Genomic DNA, 19,012 nt, shown 5'->3' with positions numbered 1-19,012 from the left:
CGGCGCGCGCCGCTACTTGCATTTGCGGTCGCCCGGCTCAAAATTCTCGGCTATTCAGGCGTTGACGCGCCTTCCCTCCAGACCAGTCCCTCCCATGTCAGGCCTGCTTCTCGATCCGTGGTTCTACGCGGCCGCCATTCCGGCGGTCATTCTGGTCGGCCTGTCCAAGGGCGGCTTCGGCGGCGCTGTCGGTTTCGTCGGCGTGCCCTTGATGGCGCTGACCATGCCGCCGGTGCAGGCGGCAGCGATCCTGCTGCCGATCCTGTGCCTGATGGACATCGTCTCGGTCTGGACATGGTGGGGCGTCTATGACCGCAAGATGCTGGTCGACATGATGCCGGGCGCCGTCATCGGCATCGGCCTCGGCTGGCTGACGGCGGCACTTGTCACCGAGGAGGCGGTGCGGCTGATCGTCGGCGGCGTCGCCATCATCTTCGTGCTGCGCTGGCTCTATTTGCAGTTTCGCCATGGTGCCGATCATGCGGCCGAACCCAACCGGGTGGCCGCCGCTCTATGGGGGACGGTCGCCGGCTTCACCAGTTTCGTCGCCCATGTCGGCGGCCCGCCCTTCCAGGTCTATGCCTTGCCGATCCGGCTCGACCCCAAGGTCCTGTCGGGCACGGCCGCGATCTTCTTTGCCGCCACCAATGCGCTGAAGCTTATCCCCTATTTCGCGCTCGGCCAGTTCGATACCGCCAATCTGACGGCGTCGGCCGTCCTGATGCCGCTGGCGCCGCTGTCGACCATCGCCGGTGCCTGGCTGGTGCGGCGCATGCGGCCGGAGATCTTCTATCCCTTCACCTACGCGACGGTGGCGGTCGTGGCTTTGAAGCTTTTGTGGGACGGGATCGCCGGCCTGCTTTAGACGTCCCGCGGCTATCAGGCGGCGCTTGGCACCATGCGCCGCGGCCAGCCAAGCGCCAGCGCGGCACCTCCGGCAAGGACCAGCACCATAGCCGCCAGGATGGCGACATCGTGCAAGGTCGGCTTCAGCACCATGTCGGCGATGATGACCAGCATCACCGCATAGTCGAAGCGGGCGGCGCGCAGGATGCGCTGGCCATGGGCAAGTGCTGCCGGCGTGACGCCATCTCTGGCGATCATCGCGGCCATGCGGTCGGCGGTCGGCTTGAAGACGAACATGCCGATGCAGAAAGTCGTGGCGTAGCCGGCAAGACCGATCAGGACCCACAATTCGGAGAAGCCGACCCAGAACCCGCACATGGTCAATCCGAAGGCCAGCGTCAGCATCGACATCGGCGCGAAGAAGCGGTTGCCCAACTCGCCCGTGGCGCGCATCGCCTGCAGCGTTCCCTGGATGTTTCCCGCCCGATCCGCCAGCGTCGCCAGCACCATCAGCGTGAAGCCGCCCCCGACCCACAGGGTCGCCGAAACAATGTGCAGCAATTTGACGATGGAATACCAGTCCATGTTTTTCTCCCCGGTGCAAATGCAATGGTAACGGGCGCCGTCCGCCGCCCCGATGGCCAAGCGTTTAGCGCCGCGCCTGTTTCGGAACGATGTCGTGAAAAAACCGGCTCTGTTTCAGCTTCGGCAACGCAAGAAGCGCCGATAGGGCGAACATGCCGCCCGGCTTTCTGTTATTGTGAGAAGTATCGGGAGGGGTAGGCGCGACATCGTCCAGAAACATTGCCGATGCTAATGCGCCGATGCCGGCAGCCCGGTGGCGACAGAAGTCGCCTGACCATCAACTCATTCCCAGCTCGGGAAAAGGCAATTCGGGGGACTAAATGCAAGGGGTAGCACGGAATTTCTTCACGCTGGCCGTCATCTATGCGCTGTGCGGCATGGCGCTTGGCATCCACATGGCGATCAGCGAGGACCATGGCCAGATGCCGACCCACGCCCATGTGATGGTGGCCGGCTGGCTGATGTCGGCGGTCTTCGCGTTCTTCTATCATCTGTTTCCGGCAGCCGGGCAAAAGACGATCGCCATCGTCCATTTCTGGCTGACAGCGATCAGTGGCATCGGGCTGATGATCGGCCTTTACATCCTGCTTGCCGGAAATCCGGGAATCGAGCCGCTGCTGGGAATCGCCTCGATCGGCTTCTATGCGGGCATGCTGCTGTTTGCCTTCATCGCCTTGCCGGTGGTCTGGAAGAAGGCCTGACCGGTGCCTGGCGGAGCCTTGGAATTGTGCTGTTACGGCACAGGAACCAGGCATTCGCTCAAAAAACATCAGTGCCGTTAAAGGTTCATTAAGCTTTACAGGCGTTTACTATGAGCATCCAGTGATCTGGATTCTTACCGAGTGGTTGGAGCCACTTTGTTTGACGCCTCCCTGTTAAACTCCTGAGAGCCGCCTTATCCGCGGCTCTTTTTTTGTCCGCCGTCCGGCGGCACCCAGCGCGGTCGATCACTGTTAACCTTCTGTTAAACATGTGCTTGCCTTCACCCCCGGTGAAGCGCATTTTCAAGCTTCAGTCATATAGGGTCCCGGGTGTATCGGCAGTGAGCCGTATCGGCCGGTTGCAAGTGCAGGGGCGTATCAATGAACGAGCCTTCGAAGGGCAGCGCGAAAACCGTGAAGCTGGCGGAGCGCCGGGTTTTTTCGCACTCCTTCAAACCGCTCTACCAGGAAGGCATGGGGCTGGTCGAACAGGCGGCGGAATATCTCGACGGCAAGGGTCGCGTCGAGGCCAAGAAACTGTCGAGGCTGGCTGCTACGCTCTACGCGGCCGAATCGATGCGGCTGACCACGAGGCTGATGCAGGTTGCCTCGTGGCTGCTTTTGCAGCGCGCGGCCAATTCCGGTGAGATGACCCGCGACCAGGTCGCTTCGGAAAAGTCCAAGGTGCGCCTCGACACGGCTTCCGCCCACGACGAAGCAGCCGGCTGGGCCGAATTGCCCAAGGATTTCCTCGACCTCGTCAACCGGTCGCTGCGCCTGCAGGCGCTGGTGCGCCGCATGGATGATGAAATCTACGGCGCGGGCGCCGTGATCGACATGCAGCCAATGGCTCGCCGGCCCAATCCGGTTTCGGACCAGATCAGCCTGCTCAACACCGCCTTCGCGCGCAACTGATACATCTCCGGAAACAGTCTCTACACTTTGGTTGCCGTTTCCGGTTTGTTCACATTTCGCTGGCATCGCTGTCCGCCCAAGGGGTAGATTGGTCGGATGTGGGACGCGATTCGCATCATCGGTATCGATCCGGGGCTCAGGCGCACCGGCTGGGGCATCGTCGAGAGCCTCGGCAATTCGTTGCGCTTCGTCGCGTCCGGCACCGTGCGCTCCGAAGACAAGGCGGCGCTGGCGACGCGGCTCTGCCAGCTGCATGACGGGCTTGCCGAGATCCTGCACCAGGCCATGCCGCACGAGGCGGCAGTCGAACAAACCTTCGTCAACAAGGATGCGGTAGCGACGCTTAAGCTCGGCCAGGCGCGCGGCATCGCCATGCTGGTGCCGGCACGGGCCGGCCTTGTCGTCGCCGAATATGCGCCCAATGCGGTGAAGAAGGCTGTCATCGGCGTCGGCCATGGCGACAAGAAGCAGATCCATATGATGGTGAAAGTGCTGCTGCCGAAGGCTATCTTCGATACCGAACATGCTGCCGACGCGCTGGCCATCGCCATCTGCCATGCGCATCACCGGCAAAGCGTTGCCTATCGGATGGCGGCATTGGCATCATGAGAGGCCATGGCCAATGATCGGCAAGCTCAAGGGCACGCTCGACGAGATCGATGAGGACCACTGCCTCGTCGACGTGCATGGGGTCGGCTATGTCGCCTATTGTTCGGCGCGCACGCTGGCCACGCTGCCTCCGCCCGGCGAAGCCGTGGTGCTGTTCATCGAGACCTATGTGCGAGAAGACATGATCCGGCTTTACGGTTTCCAGTCGGCGCTGGAGCGCGAGTGGTTCCGGCTCCTGATGAACAATGTGCAGGGCGTTGGCGCCAAGGTGGCGCTTGCCATTCTCTCGACGCTGACACCTGCCGATCTCGCCAATGCGATCGCCCTGCGCGACATCGCCATGGTCAGTCGCGCGCCCGGCGTCGGCAAGAAGGTGGCGGAACGCATCGTCACCGAGTTAAAGACCAAGACGCCCGCTTTTACAGGTGCCGCCTCGGGCACGATCGGCCTGAAGCAGGAACTCGGCGAAGGCGTGGCGCCAGCGCCGATCACCGACGCGGTCTCCGCGCTGGTCAATCTCGGCTATTCTCGTGACATCGCAGCCAATGCGGTATCGGCGGCACTGAAGACGGCGGGCGAGGGTGCGGACGCATCCAAGCTGATCCGCTTCGGGCTGAAGGAACTGGCGCGGTGAGCGGTCGCTTGTCCGGAGCGCTACCCTGTGCAAGGAAGGCCGGATGAGCCTTACCCCCCGCCTGATCGCTCCGGAAAAACGCGGCGAGGATGCCGACCAGACGCTGCGCCCGCAGACGCTCGACGACTTTGTCGGGCAGGCCGCGGTGCGGGCCAACCTCAAAGTGTTCATCGAGGCCGCCAAGGGCCGCAAGGAGGCGCTCGACCATGTGTTGTTCGTGGGGCCGCCGGGTCTCGGCAAGACGACGCTGGCGCAGATCATGGCGCGCGAACTCGGCGTCAATTTCCGCTCCACGTCAGGACCGGTCATCGCCAAGGCCGGCGATCTCGCGGCACTGCTCACCAACCTCGAAGAAGGCGATGTGCTGTTCATTGACGAAATCCATCGGCTGAACCCGGCGGTGGAGGAAATTCTCTATCCGGCGATGGAGGATTTCCAGCTTGACCTGATCATTGGCGAAGGACCGGCAGCGCGTTCGGTCAAGATCGACCTTGCGCGCTTCACCCTGGTCGCCGCCACCACGCGGCTTGGCCTGCTCACCAATCCGCTGCGCGACCGTTTTGGCATTCCGGTGCGGCTCAATTTTTATACGGTTGAGGAACTGGAGCAGATCGTGCGGCGCGGCGCCCGCATCCTCCAGATGCCGCTCGGCGACGACGGCGCGCTTGAAATCGCGCGGCGGGCGCGCGGCACGCCACGCATCGCCGGCCGGCTGCTACGCCGCGTGCGCGATTTCGCTTCGGTGGCCGGCGATGGCCATGTCGACCGCCTGATCGCCGACGAGGCGCTGACACGGCTCGAGGTCGACGCGCTCGGCCTCGACGCGCTCGACCGCCGGTATCTGTCCATGATCGCGCGCAATTTCGGCGGCGGACCGGTCGGCATCGAGACGATCGCCGCCGGCCTGTCCGAGCCGCGCGACGCCATCGAAGACATCATCGAGCCTTATCTTATCCAGCAGGGCTTCATCCAGCGCACGCCGCGCGGACGCATGCTGACGGCCAATGCCTGGCGGCATCTCGGTCTCGACGCGCCGAAGGACCTGGCGCAGCAGCAGATCAACCTGTTCCAGGAAGAATAGGCTCCGGCGGGTTTTCAGGCCGGGATCAAGCATCCGTGAACGTTCCTGCGCAAAATCTACGCGTCCTCGTCGATTTGCCGGCGCAATCTTGGATTATCTCGCTTCAATCCAGGTGCCGGGGCCTTAGAATGATAACCAGACGCGGGTTTCTGCGCTTAATCGGTGGGTCGTTCCTGACCGCGGCCGCGCTCGGCGCTTATGCGGTCGGCATCGAGCCGATGCTGCTGACACATGTGAAGCGCTATGCGCTGATGCCGCCGCACTGGCCGGCGGGGCTGAAGCTGCGGATCGTCGCGCTCGCTGACATCCATGCCTGCCGACCCTGGATGACGCAGGAACGAATTGCCTCGCTCGTCGGCGATGCGAATGCATTGCAGCCGGATCTGATCGTGCTGCTTGGCGACTACATCGCCGGCATGCCGCTGGTGACGGGACCGGTGACGCCCTCGCAATGGGCGTCAGCGCTGTCGGGTCTCAAGGCGCCGCTCGGCGTGCTGTCGATCCTTGGCAATCACGACTGGTGGAGCGATGGCTTCGCGCAGCGCGCCGGGGCCGGCCCGACGATCGCGCGCAAGGCCTTGGAGAAGGTCGGCATCCCGGTGCTCGAGAACGATGTCGTGCGCCTGGAGAAGGACGGACTTGGCGTCTGGATCGCGGGTCTCGCCGATCAACTGGCGCTGCTGCCCGCCAAGAAGGGCGACGGGTTCAAGGGGCTCGACGATCTCGACGGCACGCTGGCCAAGGTCGCGGATAGTTCTCCGATCATCCTTCTCGCCCACGAGCCGGATATTTTTCCGACCGTTCCCTGGCGGGTTTCGCTGACCCTGTCGGGTCATACCCATGGCGGGCAGGTGCGGCTGTTCGGCTATTCGCCTGTCGTGCCGTCAGATTTCGGCAACCGCTATGCCTACGGCCATGTCGTCGAGAACGACCGCAACCTGATCGTCTCGGGCGGACTCGGCTTCAGCATATTACCGGTCCGGTTCGGCGTGCGGCCGGAAATCCTGCAGATCGATCTCGGTTGACGTTCCTTAATGCATGTCGCCCAAAAGTGACCTCCGGTTTTGGGAAAACGACATGCATAAAAACAAAGAATCTAACGCGCGTCGCATGAATCCGTTCGCACCGACGCGTTTTAGACTGGCGCCTGTCAGACGCTGATCGCTCCCTCAACTCCTATCGATGAGACTTCCCCAGTCATAAGGCCATTCGTGCTTGGCAAGATGAAACGGACGATATCGAATTAGCTTTTTAAGACACGGTAGTGCAGGCGCAGCGTTGGACTACGCCTGTCGTCTACTCCCAAGAGACTCAAACGAAGATCCGATGCGTTCGGCGCTACCATCGGAATCCCTTTCGCAATGACGACAGGTTCGATTGCCAAGATCACTTCGTCGATTAGCCCCTCCTGAGCGAATGCGGCGTTAGGCTGCGAACCACCAGCGAGCAAAATTCTGTTCGACCCGGATCGCATGAGAAATGCAACCGCTTCCTGCGGCGACGATGCGCGGATCGAACCCGGCTGGGTGGCGAACATGCTATCCCGCGTCACGACCACCAATGGCAGTTCCGCAAACTGACGGCGTACGGATTGTTCGAAAAGCTGGTGTGTTACGCGGCCCCAAATGATGCCATCACAGGCGCCAGCGAGCTCGAGAAACATCTCCCAATCAGTCTTCGACAGGAAGTCTTCTGATTGATCCTCGCGCGCGGCCATCCCGTTAAGCGAGACGGCCATCCACAGCGTTACAGTCATGACGGGCACCTCTTCTTGAACACGACGGCTCCGAACTATCGCGACAGGTCGATCCGAGAGCCTCGTGCCATCACGTCAAGACGTCAGCCTTGAACGAATGTGTTGCCTGGATTGAAGATATAATTAGAGGTTGCTGATGCCAAGCACGGAATCGAACTGGCGTCGCCTCACTGGCCCTCGCCGGGCCAGGGAACCCACAGGTCGAGATTGAGGCCGCGCTTCATCGAGAGGGTCGCCGCGTGGCTCGGCGAGGCCAAGGCCAGCAGCACGAGCAGTGCGGTATCCACGAGCAGTGCGGTATCAAAGTCTTGATCATCGCCCTCAACAGTGCAATCCGATGCCATGTCGCGCGCGGAGCAGGTGCCTTGCCGCGACTGAAAAAGGAAGCGCAATGGGCGATCATGGTGAATCGGTGGCGCTGCTGGCCGGCCTTTCCGGTGCGCTGACGGCATTCGGCCACCGGCTGCTGGCGCGGGTCTATTACGCCGACACCGATTTCTCCGGTGTCGTCTACCACGCACGCTATCTCGAATTCCTCGAGCGTGGCCGCTCCGATTATCTCAGGCTCACCGGCGTGCATCACACGGAACTTGCCGACGGCAAGCATGGCGAGAAGATCGTGTGGGTGGTGCGCCGCATGGAGATCGATTTCCGCATCCCTGCCCGCATCGACGACATTCTGACCATCGACACCCGCACGGAGGCCATTTCCGGCGCGCGCATCTTCATGGCGCAGCAACTCAAACGCGGCGACGAGGTGCTGGTCGAGGCCAAGGTCGAGGCGGCGATCATCGGCGAGAACGGCCGCCCGAGGCGCTTTCCCAGGGAATGGGTCGCGGCCTTCATGCCCAAGGCGGTTTCCGACAGCTGAACAGGCGGATAGGCCGGACAACTGCCCCTGGGGCGCGGCAATGCGCCGCGCCTTATATACTAACCCATCGTTAACCATAACGGTTCATGAAGAGAGTGGTGAAGATTGACGCTATCCAGCGCCTTCCTTTCACCAATATTTGCCCCGAAAAGGCCGGGAAAGGCACGGTTTGGGGTGTCCGGTAGCTTCGTGCGAACCGATCACAAGGGATGCCAGGGGCCAGCCGGCAGCTTCGCCCGGAAAATCTTAAGGACGTTACGATGGAAAATATCGCACTCGCCGAACCGGGCGCGCAATTGTCGATTTGGGCGCTGTTCATGCAGGCCAGCTGGGTGGTCAAGCTGGTCATGATCGGGCTGCTCTGCGCCTCGGTCTGGACCTGGGCGATCATCGTCGACAAGCTGGTTGCCTATGGCCGCATGCGGCTGGCGCTGAACCGCTTCGAGCAGATCTTCTGGTCGGGGCAATCACTGGAAGAGCTCTACCGCACGCTTGCCGACCGCAAGACGTCAGGCATGGGCGCGATTTTCGTCGCGGCGATGCGCGAATGGAAAAAGAGCTTCGAGAAAGGCGCCAAGTCGCCGCTCGGCCTGCAGACCCGCATCGACAAGGCGATGGATCTGGCGCTGACCCGCGAGATGGAGAAGCTCGAGGGGCGCCTTGGCTTTCTCGCCACCACCGGCTCGGCCGCCCCGTTCATCGGCCTGTTCGGCACGGTCATCGGCATCATGACCTCGTTCCAGGCGATCGCCGGTTCCAAGAACACCAGCCTTGCGGTGGTCGCGCCCGGCATCGCCGAGGCGCTGCTGGCGACGGCCATCGGTCTGCTCGCCGCCATTCCGGCCGTCATCGCCTACAACAAGCTGTCATCGGATGCGAGCAAGCTCGCGGTGCGCATGGAAGGGTTCTCCGACGAGTTCTCCGCCATACTCTCGCGCCAAATCGATGAAAAAGTCGCGCCGAAGGCCTGAGGAGCAAAAAGATGGGTATGTCGGTAGGCATGGCAGGGCGCGGCGGGCGCGGCCACCGGCGGCGCGGCCGTCACCATGGGCTGATGTCGGAGATCAACGTCACGCCGATGGTCGACGTCATGCTGGTGCTGCTGATCATCTTCATGGTCGCGGCGCCGATGCTGACGGTCGGCGTGCCGGTCGACCTGCCGGACACGCAGGCCAAGGCGATGAATGCCGACACGCAGCCGATCACCGTCTCGATCGATGCCGCGGGCAAGATCTACCTTCAGAATACCGAAATCCCGATGGACGATCTGGTGGCCAAGCTGCAGGCGATCTCCAAGACCGGCTATGATGAGCGCATCTTCATCCGCGGCGACAAGTCGACGGACTATGGCACCGCCATGAAGGTCATGGCCCGCATCAATGCGGCCGGCTACAAGAACATGGGCCTGGTTTCATTGCAGGAACAGGACCAATAGACGCGCGATGAGGACCGGCCTCACCACATCGGTGATCTTGCATGCCGCGGTGCTGGCCTTCGGCCTGTTCACGCTGTCGGCACCAGCCGCGCTTCCGTCGGCGGACGTCGAGTCGGTCGCGGTCGATATCGTGCCGATGGAGGCCATCGCGCAGACCTTGCAGGGCGACAAGAAGGCCGTGATGCATGAAAAGCCGGCGCCGCTGCCGACGCAGCGTCCGGACATCGTGCCGAACGCGCAGAAGGTCGGCGAAAACAGCGTCGATACCGACAAGCCGATAACGCCCGAAGCCAAGCCGAAGCCCGTCGACATGACCTCGGCTCCGCCGCCCGCCCCGACTCCGACCGAAAAGCCCAAGCCGGAGGATGTGCCGAAGCCGCAGGAGAAGCCCAAGCCGATACCGGCGACGGAAGTGGCGCCGGCGCCGCAGCCCAAGGAAGAGGTGAAGCCCGAGCCCGTCAAGCAGACGGAGCCCAAGCCGACGCCTGCCAAGGAGCCGACCCCGACGCCGCCGCCGGACAAGACCGCGGCCATCGAGCCGACGCCCGCGGTCAAGCCTGATGCCGTCGCCCAGGCGATCGCCAAGGACCAGCCCGACGACGCCCAGCTTCCGGACTCCGCGCCCGCGCCGCAGGCGCGACCAAAGCCGCAACCGCAGCCGGCCCAGGCCGAAAGCGCCAAGGCGCCAGAACGCAAGGATGCCGAAAAGCCGGTCAAGGAAGCGTCATCCAAGCCGAAGTCCGACGACAAGCAGTTCAACGCCAATGAAATCTCGGCCCTGCTGGACAAGCAGAAGCCCTCCGGCGGCGGCGCCAAGCGCTCGACCCAGCAGGCTTCGCTCGGCGGCGACAAGGATCAGGGTCAGAAGCTGTCGAAGTCGGAGCAGGGCGCCTTGGAAAGTCAGTTGGGTGGCTGCTGGACCTTGCCGGCCGGGCTGGAAGGTTCGGAGAATTTCGTCGTCGTCGTCCGTTTCAATCTGGACACCTCCGGCAAGCTCAATGGCCGTCCTGCCGTCGAGAAATCGAGCGGCAACCGGCAGTTCGACGAAAGCGCGGTGCGCGCGGTTCAGAAATGCGACATGGCCGGCCTGCAGGTGCCCGCCGGCAAACAAGACATCTGGTCAGACATCAGGGTCACCTTCGACCCAAGGGAAATGCTCGGCCTCTAGGCCCGGCGTCCACACAGTCAAGAAGAGAAGCGAGAAGATATGAGATCTTTCCTCAAGCCGCTCCTGACGATTGCAGCGATGGCGCTGGGCATGACGGCTGTCGTTCCCATGCCGGCATGGGCGCTCGTCGAGCTCAATGTCAACAAGGGCAATGTCGAGCCGCTGCCGATCGCCGTCACGGATTTCCAGGGCGGCGATGCGCTTGGCGCCCAGATTTCCCAGATCGTCACCGCTGACCTGAAGCGCTCGGGCCTGTTCGCACCGATCGACAAGAGCGCCTTCATCGAGAAGATTTCCAACCCGGACGCGGCCCCCCGCTTCGACGACTGGAAGGTAATCAACGCGCAGGCGCTGGTCACCGGCAGCGTCAGCAAGGAGGCCGATGGCCGGATCCGCGCCCAGTATCGGCTGTGGGACACCTTCGCCGGCCAGCAGATGGCCGGCGAGCAGTTCTTCGCCAACGATGCCAATCAGCGGCGCGTCGCCCACATCATCGCCGACGCCATCTATGAGCGGCTGACCGGCGAGAAGGGCTATTTCGACACGCGTGTGGTGTTCATCGACGAGTCCGGCGCCAAGAACGCACGCAAGAAACGGCTTGCCATCATGGATCAGGACGGCGCCAACGTGCGCTACCTCTCGGACGGCAGGTCGATCGTGCTGACGCCGCGCTTCTCGCCGAACCGGCAGGAAATCACCTACATGTCCTATGAAAGCGGCCAGCCGCGGGTCTATCTCCTGCAGATCGAGACCGGGCAGCGCGAACTGGTCGGCAACTTCCCCGGCATGACCTTCGCGCCGCGCTTCTCGCCCGACGGCCAGAAGGTGATCATGAGCCTGCTGCGCGACGACGGCAATTCCAACATCTTCGCCATGGATCTGCGCAGCCGCTCGACGACAAGGCTGACCAATTCGACGGCCATCGACACCTCGCCGTCCTATTCGCCCGATGGCAGCAAGGTGGTGTTCACCTCCGACCGTGGCGGCCGCGCACAGATCTATGTGATGGGCGCCGACGGGTCGGGCCAGACTCGCATCTCCTTCGGCGACGGCGTCTACTCGACGCCGGTGTGGTCGCCGCGCGGCGACCTCATCGCCTTCACCAAGCAGACCGGCGGCGAATTCCAGATCGGCGTCATGAAGACCGACGGTTCGGGCGAACGCATCCTGTCCTCCGGCTTCCAGCAGGAAGGGCCGACCTGGGCGCCGAACGGCCGCGTGCTGATGTTCTTCCGCGACTCCAATGGCGGCCCGAAGTTGGTTTCGGTCGATCTCACCGGCCGCAACGAGCAGCCGATCCCGACCTCGAACTTTGCGTCCGATCCGGCCTGGTCGCCGCTGCTGGAATGAGTTGCACAGAGAAACACTGCATTGTCGAAAAGGGGCTTCAAGGCCCCTTTTCACGCCTTGGTCGCGTTTTGGCCGCATTTCCGCCTAGGGTCCGCGCGCAATGTCGCCCCTGGTTCAGCGTTGGGCGTAACGGTCGCGGACGGCGGCCTAAACCAAATTTTAACCGTGTTTCTTGAATGCCGGTTAACCCAAACGTGGTTACTGGGTGATCAACGAAATCACTCGAATGCGAAGGAGAGGCGGCATGGGCCGTATCGCAGCACTGACCAGAAATCCCGTCATGATCGCGCTTGTGGCGATGCTCGCCATCGCCGGTTGCGCCTCGAAGAAGACGCCCAACAGCGCGGCTGACCTCGGCCTCAACGGCGCCGGCGCCGCAACGCCCGGCTCGGCGCAGGACTTCACCGTCAACATCGGTGACCGCATTTTCTTCGATACGGACTCGTCCTCGATCCGCGCCGACGCGCAGACGACGCTTGCCCGCCAGGCGCAGTGGCTGAACCAGTACAAGCAGTATGCCATCGTCGTCGAAGGTCACGCCGACGAACGCGGCACGCGCGAATACAATCTGGCGCTCGGTGCCCGCCGCGCCGCCGCCACCCGCGACTTCCTGGTTTCCAAGGGCGTTTCCGCCAGCCGCCTGAAGACCATTTCCTACGGCAAGGAACGTCCGGTCGCGGTGTGCGACGACATCTCCTGCTGGTCGCAGAACCGCCGCGCGGTCACCACGCTCAGCGGCGCCGGCTCCTGATCGGCAAAAATACAACACCGGTTTGGGAAAGGCGGCCGTGAGGCCGCCTTTTTCATATCTGGGCCGCGGAAACAAAATTTGGCCGAAGTCTCGCGCCCTGCTATGAGCCGAGGGCGCTTGGCTGGTCCCACCCCGATTGGAAGGCGCGGACAGACTAACGACACACGCGAGAGGCACATGCATTTGAGATCGGTTCTGAGCGGCACGCTTGCGGCGCTACTCCTATCAGGCGTCACCGCCCTGGCTAGCGGCCTGGGGGCTGATGGCAAGGCGCAATCGACCGACAGCGGCTTTTCCTTCCATCTGCCCAGCATCGAACTGCCCAGCCTCTTCGGCGAGAAGAAGCAGCAGGACCAGGTTCAGCTCGCGCAACAGTCGAACGGCGCGGGCGCGACCGGCCTCGAGGACCAACTGCGCCAGATGAACGGCAAGATCGAAGAGCTCAATTTCCAGATTCTGCAGATGCAGGAGCAGATCCGCAAGCAGCAGGAAGACAACGAGTTCCGCTTCCAGCAGCTCGAAGGCGGCGCGCAAGGCGGGCAGCCAGCCGGACAGAAGAAATCGCAGGCTGCACCCGCCAATGGCGACAACAGCGTGGCCGAGGCACCGGCCACGCAGGCGCCGGTCGATACCGGCAACCGGGCTGCCAGCCAGTCGTCCGGCGGCCAAAGCGTCGAAGACGTCATCGTCGAATCCTCCGATGGCGACCCGGGCAAGGTGATCCCTGGAAAGGGCGCGCCGGAAAAGAATTTCGGCACCATCACGGTCGACAAGAACGGCAATGTGGTCGATGCCGGCGGCAGCACCCAGGCGACCGCGCCTGCGCAGGATGCCGCTCCGGCCACCAGCGCTCCGGTCCCCAACGCTCCGGCCAAGTCCGGCAAGCCCAACGGCACGGTGGTTGCCGCACTGCCTTCGACAAAAGATCCGGAAGAGCTCTACCGCAATTCCTACCAGTTTATCCTGTCGGGCGATTACAGCACCGCCGAGCAGGGGTTCCGCGACCATATCTCTCGTTTCCCCAAGGACGCCAAGACGGCGGACGCGCATTACTGGCTGGGTGAATCCCTGCTCGGCCAGCAGAAATACCGTGACGCCGCCGAGGTCTTCCTCGCCGCCAGCAAGGATTATCCCAAGGCCAAAAAGGCTCCCGACATGCTGTTGAAGCTCGGCGTGTCGCTGGTTGGCCTCAAGCAGCACGATGTTGCCTGCGCCACCTTCAGCGAAGTCGGCAAGCGCTACCCCGATATCTCGAATGCGCTCAAGGAACGCGTCAAGCAGGAGAAGGCCCTGGCTGCCTGCTGATGCTCGATCCGGAGCCTGATCTTTCGACAAGACTTCTTTCGCATATCGATTTTACCAGCGGCGCCGTTGCGGCCGTGTCCGGCGGCAGCGACTCGACCGCCCTGCTTCTCCTCCTCAAACAGTATCTCGACCGAACCGCGCCGTCCGCCAGGCTGCTTGCGGTGACGGTCGACCATGGCCTGCGGCAGGGTTCGGCTGCCGAGGCGCAAGCCGTGGCGAAGCTTTGCGCGGAACGCGGCATCGCCCACCGAACCCTCGTCTGGTCCGGGCGCAAGCCATCGACCGGCCTGCCCGCCGCGGCGCGGGAAGCGCGTTACCGGCTGCTGGCGGAAGCGGCGCGAAGGGAAGGCATCGACCTGATCGTGACCGGCCATACCGCCGACGACCAGGCCGAGACAGTGCTGATGCGGGAAGCCCGCGAAGAGGGGCTGGCCCGTGAAGAGGGAGCGGGCCGCGAGGAGGGCCGTGGCCTTGCCGGCATGGCGCCGGCCACCCTTCACGACTGGCGCGAATGGATCGTGCGGCCGCTTCTGGGCACGCGGCGCGCGGCGCTTCGCGACTTCCTCAGGCGCCAGAATGTCGGCTGGGCCGACGATCCGACCAATGCCGACGAGACCTACGAACGGCCGCGTCTGCGCGCGGCACTTGACGGGGGTGCCGGCGCGCAACGCATGGATAGCGCCCTGGCACTGGCGGCGCGGGCGGCCTTGGACCGCACGCAGCTTGGTCTGGCCGCCGCCGAGGTCATCCTTCGCTTTGCCAGCCAGCCAGCAACGGGGCTCATCAGGCTCGATCCGGCTCTGCTGTGCGCCGGCGACGACCGTGCGGCCGTCTATGCCTTGCGCATTCTCCTGGCGGCGTCAGGCGGGATTGCCTTCCTGCCGGACAAGGCCCGCAGCGAGGCGTTGTTCGGCCGGCTTAGGGCTGGATTTCTTTGCGCCACATTGTCGCGGACCGTCGTCGATTTCCGTCGTGCTGGCATCTTCCTGCACCGCGAGATGCGCGGCTTGCCGCCGGCAGCCACCGTCCTTGACGCCGCCATCTGGGATGGCCGTCGCCAGATCACGTTGCACGACGGCAACGGCGCATTGTTGATCGCGCCGCTTGGGGCAGCAGCGGCGAAACGGCTGGCGACCGGCGAGGGCGAGACACCGCAAAGCCTGATACGCGCGGCGTTGGCGGCCGAGCCCGCAGCGCGGCAAGCCGTTGAGAATCCTGGTTCGGCGCCGGACTGGCCGGTATCGCCACGGTTTGAGGCGCGGCCGGTCATTGCTCCCTTTGCGCGCTTCCTGCCGTCTTTCGATCTGGCGCCGGCGCGGGCCGCGGCCTTGCTGATCGGCACGCCACCGGTTCCAGCGCCGCCATTGGCCGGCCATAGTGCAGGCCGATCATGGGCGAAAGCTTAACCCACACGTGCTGTTATGCTTGGCAAGGGGAAGTGCTCTCCCTATGTTAGGCCCAAGTTTCCTCTCATGATGCGTGTCCGCCCGCGGACGCCAACGGGACAATTGATGAATCCGAACTATCGCAACCTCGCGCTCTGGGCGATCATAGCGGTCCTGCTCATTGCCCTGTTCAATCTGTTCCAGACGCCGCAGACGCGCGGGGCTTCGAGCGATGTGCCTTATTCGCAATTCCTGCAGGATGTCGCGGCAGGCCGGGTCAAGACGGTGACCATTGCGGGTGCCCGCATCAACGGCACTTACACCGACAATTCCAGTGGCTTCCAGACCTACTCGCCCGGCGATCCCTCGCTGGTCTCGCGGCTACAGGACAAGAACGTCACCATCAATGCGCGTCCTGAAACCGACGGCTCCAATTCGCTGTTCGGCTATCTGATCTCGTGGCTGCCGATGATCCTCATCCTCGGCGTCTGGATATTCTTCATGCGCCAGATGCAGTCCGGATCCGGCCGCGCTATGGGTTTTGGCAAGTCGAAGGCCAAGCTTCTGACCGAGGCGCATGGCCGCGTCACCTTCCAGGACGTCGCCGGCGTCGACGAGGCCAAGGAAGACCTGGAAGAGATCGTCGAGTTCCTGCGCGATCCGCAGAAGTTCCAGCGGCTCGGCGGCAAGATTCCGCGCGGCGTGCTGCTGGTCGGCCCTCCCGGCACCGGCAAGACGCTGCTCGCCCGCTCTGTCGCCGGCGAAGCCAACGTGCCGTTCTTCACCATTTCGGGTTCGGATTTTGTCGAGATGTTCGTCGGCGTCGGCGCGAGCCGCGTGCGCGACATGTTCGACCAGGCCAAGAAGAATGCGCCCTGCATCATCTTCATCGACGAAATCGACGCGGTCGGACGCCATCGCGGCGCCGGTCTCGGCGGCGGCAATGACGAGCGCGAGCAGACGCTGAACCAGCTGCTGGTCGAGATGGACGGCTTCGAATCCAACGAGAGCATCATCCTGATCGCCGCCACCAACCGTCCCGACGTGCTCGATCCGGCGCTGCTGCGTCCGGGCCGTTTCGACCGCCAGGTGGTGGTGCCGAACCCCGACATCGTCGGCCGCGAGAAGATCCTCAAGGTGCATGTGCGCAACGTGCCGCTGGCGCCCAATGTCGACCTCAAGGTCGTCGCCCGCGGAACGCCAGGCTTCTCCGGCGCCGACCTGATGAATCTCGTCAACGAATCCGCGCTGATGGCGGCGCGGCGCAACAAGCGCCTCGTCACCATGGCCGAGTTCGAGGACGCCAAGGACAAGATCATGATGGGCGCGGAGCGCCGCTCGTCGGCCATGACGCAGGCCGAGAAGGAGCTGACCGCCTATCACGAGGCGGGTCACGCCATCCTGGCGCTCAACGTGCCGTCGGCGGACCCGCTGCACAAGGCGACCATCATTCCGCGCGGCCGCGCGCTGGGCATGGTGATGCAGTTGCCGGAAGGCGACCGCTACTCCATGAGCTACAAATACATGATCTCGCGCCTCGCCATCATGATGGGCGGCCGCGTCGCCGAGGAGTTCAAGTTCGGCAAGGAGAACATCACGTCCGGTGCCTCCTCCGACATCGAGCAGGCGACCAAGCTGGCGCGCGCCATGGTCACCCGCTGGGGCTTTTCCGACAAGCTCGGCCATGTCGCCTATGGCGACAACCAGGAGGAAGTGTTCCTCGGCCATTCGGTGGCGCGCACGCAGAACATCTCGGAAGAGACGGCGCAGATCATCGACGCCGAAGTGCGCCGCCTGATCGACGACGCCTATTCGACGGCCAAGTCGGTGCTGACCAAGAAGAAGAAGGAATGGATCGCGCTGGCGCAGGGCTTGCTCGAATACGAGACGCTGTCGGGCGACGAGATCAAGCAGCTGATCGCCGGCCAGAAGCCCGCGCGCGACCTCGGCGACGACACGCCGCCCAGCCGTGGCTCGGCGGTGCCGAAATCCGGCGGCCGCCGCAAGAAAGGCCCCGAGCCCGAAGGCGGCATGGAGCCGCAGCCGTCAAGCTGAGGAAGAGCAAACACCCACGACAAACGCCGCGGATCAAACCGCGGCGTTTTGCTTTTGGGGCGGGAGAAGATGTAGAGCTGTCCGGGAATCGCATCGCGGCGTTGGCGATTTGTGAAAGTCGATGTGACGTGCAATCCCCCTTGGTAGGGGAGATGCCCCGGCAGGGCAGAAGGGGCGCTGTCCCGTCGGTATGTCAAGGAAAGCCTTGCGCCCACGGGCTTTGGACTCCACCACGCATATTTTTCCTTCCTCAATCGCGGTTTCGCCGAACCACCGGTCCCGCCTGCGCGAAGGTGAACCCAAGCGGGATTGAAGCCGCGATCCCCCGCGCCCCTCTGTCCTGCCGGACATCTCCTCCAAAAGGAGTGAGATTGGCGGTGTCGCCGACGGCGCTTCCTTGCAGCGCCCATTGACCTCGAGCCCAACAAAAAGCCCGCGAACCTTGCGGTCCGCGGGCCTTCGTCAACCGTTGCGAAACGAGATCAGCTCTTCAGCTTGGCATTGCAGAGGCTGTAGAAGCCGCCACCCTTCTGGATCCACTTCAAGCCGCCAAGCGTCTTGGCATCCTTGTTGGCGTAGTACTGTTCAAGGCAGGTGTGCATGCGACCCTTGGCCGGGGTCTCGGTGGCGAATTTCGGCGAGATGGCGGTCGGGAAAGTCACGCCCTTCGGCGCGGCGACAGTCGGCGTTGCCGGTTCCTTGGTGTAATTTGCCTCGCTGGGAGCTGGCACGGTCTCGTCATCGGATGCGCCGGCACCGCATTCGCTCTTGCGGAAGTCGTTCCACTTCGTGCCCTTCAGCGTATTCGCCGTCTTTGCAGCCTGGTACTTGGTGCTGCATTCGGCCATGGTCAGGCTCTTGCCACCGCTGGCGGCGGGAGCCGCGGCAGCCTTGGTGGTGGCCGGCTTGGTGGTGGCCGGCTTGGTGGTGGCCGCCTTGGTGTCGACGGCAGCCGATGCTCCGGCGGCGCATTCGGTCTTGCGGAAGTCGTTCCACTTCATGCCGTTCAGCGTGCCGGCGGACTTTGCAGCCTGGTACTTGGCGCTGCATTCCTTGGCGGTCAGGCCCTTGGCCATGCTGTCGGCGGTCGCGGCGGCGGGTTTGGTGGTCTTCGTGTCTGCTGCCTTGGTGTCGGTGGCCTTGGCATCGGTCTTGGTGGCCGCGGCGTCGGTGCCGCACTGTGCCTTGCGGAACTGGTTCCAGGTCTGCCCGGCAAGTGTCCCCGCATCCTTGGCGGCGTTGTACTTCGTGCTGCACTCGGCCATCGTCAGTGCGTTGGCTGGCGCGGCCAGAAACAACGTCACGACGGCAAGGCCGGTCAGAGTGGCAAGTCGGTGGATGAGCATAGCGTTTCTCCGTTGCTGCAGCCCATTAATACGTCCCAGCAAATCAATAGCGCTCAACGGTCGGTTGCGCCAGATGCCAAGTGAGGTATATATCGGCGGAAGCTGGTTTTCCCGATAAGGTGATGAAATCATTGTCCCTTACCGGCCCGAAACAAGGTTTTCCGCGTGCATTTGCGCCGAATGGCTCGCAAAACTGGTATATTGCGGTGTCGGAGAGCC

The 19,012-nt window shown here is 63.5% G+C and carries 20 protein-coding genes; 16 read left to right on the top strand and 4 right to left on the bottom strand.

The features are described from left to right. Window positions 1-94 precede the first annotated feature (94 nt). Complete coding sequence (locus FJW03_RS21870; protein WP_140608322.1) at window positions 95-865, top strand: sulfite exporter TauE/SafE family protein; 771 nt, start codon at window positions 95-97, stop codon at window positions 863-865. A gap of 14 nt (window positions 866-879) precedes the next feature. On the opposite strand, the gene FJW03_RS21865 is transcribed toward FJW03_RS21870, so the two are convergent. After that, window positions 880-1,431 (bottom strand): DUF2269 family protein, encoded by a 552-nt coding sequence (locus FJW03_RS21865; RefSeq protein WP_140760967.1) that lies wholly within the window; start codon window positions 1,429-1,431, stop codon window positions 880-882. Between the two features lie 320 nt (window positions 1,432-1,751). Between FJW03_RS21865 and FJW03_RS21860 the strand changes: the two genes are divergently transcribed. From FJW03_RS21860 to FJW03_RS21835, 6 genes are all read left to right on the top strand, one after another. Beyond that, window positions 1,752-2,132 carry a hypothetical protein gene (locus tag FJW03_RS21860; RefSeq protein ID WP_140608318.1) on the top strand — a complete coding sequence of 127 codons (381 nt, stop codon included), beginning with the start codon at window positions 1,752-1,754 and terminating at the stop codon, window positions 2,130-2,132. Window positions 2,133-2,513: 381 nt separating this feature from the next. Next, window positions 2,514-3,047, top strand: a complete 534-nt coding sequence (locus FJW03_RS21855) for a DUF1465 family protein (RefSeq protein ID WP_140694876.1) — start codon at window positions 2,514-2,516, stop codon at window positions 3,045-3,047. A gap of 96 nt (window positions 3,048-3,143) precedes the next feature. Further along, a complete protein-coding gene (gene ruvC / locus FJW03_RS21850) occupies window positions 3,144-3,656 on the top strand; it encodes a crossover junction endodeoxyribonuclease RuvC (RefSeq protein ID WP_140760965.1) in 513 nt (170 codons plus the stop codon). A 13-nt stretch (window positions 3,657-3,669) separates the two neighbouring features. Further along, window positions 3,670-4,290, top strand: a complete 621-nt coding sequence (gene ruvA, locus FJW03_RS21845; RefSeq protein ID WP_140608312.1) for a Holliday junction branch migration protein RuvA — start codon at window positions 3,670-3,672, stop codon at window positions 4,288-4,290. Window positions 4,291-4,333: 43 nt separating this feature from the next. Then, window positions 4,334-5,371 carry a Holliday junction branch migration DNA helicase RuvB gene (gene ruvB, locus FJW03_RS21840; protein WP_140745854.1) on the top strand — a complete coding sequence of 346 codons (1,038 nt, stop codon included), beginning with the start codon at window positions 4,334-4,336 and terminating at the stop codon, window positions 5,369-5,371. A 128-nt stretch (window positions 5,372-5,499) separates the two neighbouring features. Next, complete coding sequence (locus tag FJW03_RS21835; protein WP_140760963.1) at window positions 5,500-6,396, top strand: metallophosphoesterase; 897 nt, start codon at window positions 5,500-5,502, stop codon at window positions 6,394-6,396. A gap of 218 nt (window positions 6,397-6,614) precedes the next feature. Here FJW03_RS21835 and FJW03_RS21830 read toward each other — a convergent pair whose 3' ends face one another. Together FJW03_RS21830 and FJW03_RS21825 are read right to left on the bottom strand one after the other, a co-directional pair. Next, entirely contained in the window at window positions 6,615-7,127 is a 513-nt protein-coding gene (locus FJW03_RS21830; protein WP_140760961.1) for a dihydrofolate reductase family protein, read from the bottom strand. A gap of 167 nt (window positions 7,128-7,294) precedes the next feature. Beyond that, a complete protein-coding gene (locus FJW03_RS21825; RefSeq protein WP_181173143.1) occupies window positions 7,295-7,519 on the bottom strand; it encodes a hypothetical protein in 225 nt (74 codons plus the stop codon). Here FJW03_RS21825 and ybgC point away from each other — a divergent pair. From ybgC to ftsH, 9 genes are all read left to right on the top strand, one after another. Beyond that, window positions 7,519-7,998: a tol-pal system-associated acyl-CoA thioesterase gene (ybgC, locus tag FJW03_RS21820; protein WP_140760959.1), complete on the top strand. Its 480-nt coding sequence runs from the start codon at window positions 7,519-7,521 to the stop codon at window positions 7,996-7,998. The two genes, FJW03_RS21825 and ybgC, sit on opposite strands and share 1 nt — an antisense overlap. 260 nt (window positions 7,999-8,258) lie before the next feature. Then, complete coding sequence (gene tolQ / locus FJW03_RS21815; protein WP_140608298.1) at window positions 8,259-8,969, top strand: protein TolQ; 711 nt, start codon at window positions 8,259-8,261, stop codon at window positions 8,967-8,969. 11 nt (window positions 8,970-8,980) lie between these two features. Next, the gene (gene tolR / locus FJW03_RS21810; RefSeq protein WP_140608296.1) at window positions 8,981-9,433 is read left to right on the top strand and encodes a protein TolR; all 453 of its coding nucleotides are present in this window, start codon (window positions 8,981-8,983) and stop codon (window positions 9,431-9,433) included. 7 nt (window positions 9,434-9,440) lie between these two features. Next, window positions 9,441-10,601 carry a TonB family protein gene (locus FJW03_RS21805; protein WP_140760956.1) on the top strand — a complete coding sequence of 387 codons (1,161 nt, stop codon included), beginning with the start codon at window positions 9,441-9,443 and terminating at the stop codon, window positions 10,599-10,601. Window positions 10,602-10,640: 39 nt separating this feature from the next. Beyond that, on the top strand, window positions 10,641-11,951 hold the full coding sequence (gene tolB, locus FJW03_RS21800; protein WP_140608292.1) for a Tol-Pal system beta propeller repeat protein TolB: 1,311 nt from the start codon (window positions 10,641-10,643) through the stop codon (window positions 11,949-11,951). A gap of 244 nt (window positions 11,952-12,195) precedes the next feature. Further along, entirely contained in the window at window positions 12,196-12,702 is a 507-nt protein-coding gene (pal, locus tag FJW03_RS21795) for a peptidoglycan-associated lipoprotein Pal (protein ID WP_140608290.1), read from the top strand. 177 nt (window positions 12,703-12,879) lie between these two features. Then, window positions 12,880-14,007 carry a tol-pal system protein YbgF gene (gene ybgF / locus FJW03_RS21790; protein WP_140760954.1) on the top strand — a complete coding sequence of 376 codons (1,128 nt, stop codon included), beginning with the start codon at window positions 12,880-12,882 and terminating at the stop codon, window positions 14,005-14,007. Beyond that, window positions 14,007-15,413 carry a tRNA lysidine(34) synthetase TilS gene (gene tilS, locus FJW03_RS21785; protein ID WP_140760952.1) on the top strand — a complete coding sequence of 469 codons (1,407 nt, stop codon included), beginning with the start codon at window positions 14,007-14,009 and terminating at the stop codon, window positions 15,411-15,413. Before ybgF ends, tilS begins: the two co-directional genes overlap by 1 nt. A gap of 105 nt (window positions 15,414-15,518) precedes the next feature. Next, the gene (gene ftsH, locus FJW03_RS21780) at window positions 15,519-17,447 is read left to right on the top strand and encodes an ATP-dependent zinc metalloprotease FtsH (RefSeq protein WP_140608284.1); all 1,929 of its coding nucleotides are present in this window, start codon (window positions 15,519-15,521) and stop codon (window positions 17,445-17,447) included. A 482-nt stretch (window positions 17,448-17,929) separates the two neighbouring features. Here the strand turns inward: ftsH and FJW03_RS21775 are convergent, their stop codons facing one another. After that, complete coding sequence (locus FJW03_RS21775) at window positions 17,930-18,793, bottom strand: hypothetical protein (RefSeq protein ID WP_140760950.1); 864 nt, start codon at window positions 18,791-18,793, stop codon at window positions 17,930-17,932. Window positions 18,794-19,012 lie beyond the last annotated feature (219 nt).

The organism is Mesorhizobium sp. B4-1-4 (assembly GCF_006439395.2).
GTDB lineage: Bacteria > Pseudomonadota > Alphaproteobacteria > Rhizobiales > Rhizobiaceae > Mesorhizobium.
This window is presented reverse-complemented; position numbering and strand designations above follow the sequence as displayed.